Source organism: Streptomyces sp. NPDC045701 (assembly GCF_056432045.1).
The window spans coordinates 1-2583 of the sequence record NZ_JBWKJV010000162.1; the positions used below are offsets into that span (position 1 = coordinate 1).

Annotated in this window: 3 pseudogenes; 1 reads left to right on the top strand and 2 read right to left on the bottom strand. The window is 66.4% G+C overall.

From position 1 onward, the window contains the following. Nucleotides 1-88 precede the first annotated feature (88 nt). A pseudogene (locus AC07DW_RS34050) lies at nt 89-355 on the top strand (IS701 family transposase); the annotation flags it as partial. Between the two features lie 175 nt (nt 356-530). On the opposite strand, the pseudogene AC07DW_RS34055 reads toward AC07DW_RS34050, so the two are convergent. Beyond that, a pseudogene (locus AC07DW_RS34055) lies at nt 531-810 on the bottom strand (helix-turn-helix domain-containing protein); the annotation flags it as partial. A gap of 1434 nt (nt 811-2244) precedes the next feature. Next, nucleotides 2245-2583 (bottom strand): annotated as a pseudogene (locus AC07DW_RS34060) (hypothetical protein); the annotation flags it as partial.

Sequence of the window (2583 nt, forward strand, 5' to 3'; positions counted from 1 at the left end):
AGCGGCAGCAGCCTGATAGCCACACCCGATACCCCTGGGCGTCCCCACCCTACGAATGGGAGGACCAACCCGTCCAAAAAGGTAGAGCAGCCTGAAAGACCCAGCCGACATCGCCTACTACGTCTGCTACGGCCCCCTCCGCACCCGGCTTAAGGACCTGGTCAGGGTGGCCGGCGCCCGCTGGGCCATCGAGGAATGCTTCCAGACCGCCAAGGGCGAGTGCGGCCTGGACCACTACCAGGTCCGCCTCTACCACGCCTGGTACCGGCACATCACCCTCGCCATGGCCGCCCTCGCCGCCCTGACCGCCATCCGCGCCCAGGAACTGCAAAAAGGGGAAACAACGGTGGCTTGATACCGCTGTCCGTGGCAGAAATACGACGCCTCATCGGCCACCTCCTCCACCCCGCCCACCTCACCATCCGCCACCATCTGCACTGGTCACTCTGGCGAAGACTCAGCCAGACACGCGCCCGCAACAGTCACTACAAACAACGCGGACACACTCCCTAACTGTGATTGCAGTACTAGCCGTGGGGGGCCGACCCCTGCTCGAGATACACGGCCAGCTTCTCCAGACAGTACGGCGACAGCCGGCACCGCCGCCCGCCCGGCCCCCTTGAGACCAGAGCTGGCTGCCCGCCCTGCCGCCAGACCTGCTGCCACTGGTAGGCCGACTTCTCGCTCTCACCCCCAGCCGCCGGGCCACTCCGGAGCCCTGACCCCTGCGGCGAACAGTTCCGCCGCCTCCGCCCGCACACTCTCGCGGCGTTGACGTGCCTTGGCCGTCAACCCGCCCCCATCCCGCATACCGCACCGTCTACCGGAAGCGCCAGCCCCGCGTCAGCGAAACAGTACGAACTCACCCCAACAAGCCAAGTCAGTAACAGGGTGGTGAACAAAGATCGACAGCAAAAGTCAGCCGGATACACAAGGATAGGCTTCAGGCACTGCTCCACCGACGGGCTCTTGCTGCCAGTCGCCATAACGGCGCAAGGGGCCACCGCATGGGTGATATTCGAGTTCTGACGCCGTAGGTGCTTGCTTCCCTGTCGGGGAGAGATTGAAATGCAGGTGTGCGGACCGACGGTTTGATCATGGCCGATGGATGCGTCGGTCCGCTGTAGACGGGGAGGGTCCCGGGAAGGTCCACCCCCGCATGGAGGTGGTGGGGGTGTGTTCTGCGAGCCGCACCCCCACCGCCTGCTGTTCGCCGAACGCGCCGGATAAGGTGCTGAGGACTTGCCATTCTTCACCACGTGTTTTGTAGTGTTCCTACGTGCTGTCAGCGTGGTCTCCTTCTGGTATTACAGCCGTGAGTCGCGATTGCGGTCTCTGCGGTCGCGGGGTCGTGATGGCTTTGGCGAGCGTGGGTTTAGTGGGTGCGGCGCCAGAGGGACTGGGTGATGATGAGGGCGGCGGAGAGTGGTGGCCGGGGCCAGGCCCGGTTGAGGAGGCGGCGGATCTCTTCGGCGCTCTAGCGGATCAGCTTGCCGGCGAGCCGGTCACCGCCCCCTTTTTTCGGGCATTTCGGGTTCCTCGTCCTCCCCGGCGGGGCCGGGGGCGGCAGTTCCCCGCTGGCGTCGGGTGACGGATTCCGCACGGGGGCCGTTGCTGCAGTAGTCCTGCAGGCTCTTTTCCGGAGTTTCACGCGACCCACCGGCTGGTGGGTTGCGACGGCCACGCCTTGAGTGTCCTGCAGGGGCTGTGTAGGTACCAGCACGGTGAGTTGGCGGCGGAGCTGCGGCCCAGTCCACCTCAGGCCAGAGCCCTGACGTTAAGGGGCAGCTAATTTTGACCTGTATGGTGTTGGTGGGAAGCGCGGGGCCCTGCTGACCGCCCTGGGAGGGCGGACGCGGGCTTCGTAAGCAACGTCAGCTATATCCCCCGGCTGATGTTCTTCCCGTAGAGGAGGCTGTCTTAGCGCGAACTTCGACAGCCGCCGGGTAGTCCCTGCCGTGTGCCTCATCCTCCGCCTCGGATGCGGCAGGGACTACTCTCCCTTGGTGTGCCGCCAAACGTCTCTGCTCCCTCAGGCTCCCCCTGAGCCTGTACAGCGGTCAATCAGGCTGCACGGGTGAGATCTGCCGGGGGCGGCGGTAGCAGGCGCCATCGGGAGCCGGACGACGACAGATCCCCCGACAGGTACTGCAGGGAAGCTTCGGGGGTTGGGCGTCTCCGTTTCTCGTAGTGGATCCCTTTGGACGGTTTGGCGGGTTCTGCGCCACAGGGATTCGGCGGCGACTACCAGTGGGACGTGCGCACGTGCCAGATGGTCTGGTGGAGCAGGCGGCGGATCTCCTCGGCGGTGAACTCGATCAGCTGCAGGGCAGGGCGGGGCTCGTCGGGCTGCCTGAGCCGTGCGGTGCGGGTGGCGGTGACCGCCAAGCGCGCGGATGCGGCGATCGCGAAGGCGATGTGGCGGTGCCATGGTCCCCAGTGGCCGACCTCGTACTGGTCCGGGCCGCAGTCCGGTTCCGTCCGCGGTGGAACAGTCCTCCACGCCCCGCCTCGTGCCCGCCACCCGCACCAGCGCGGGGAGCTGGTCCCGGTGCGCGCGCGTGCACGGCGAAGCAGGCCAGG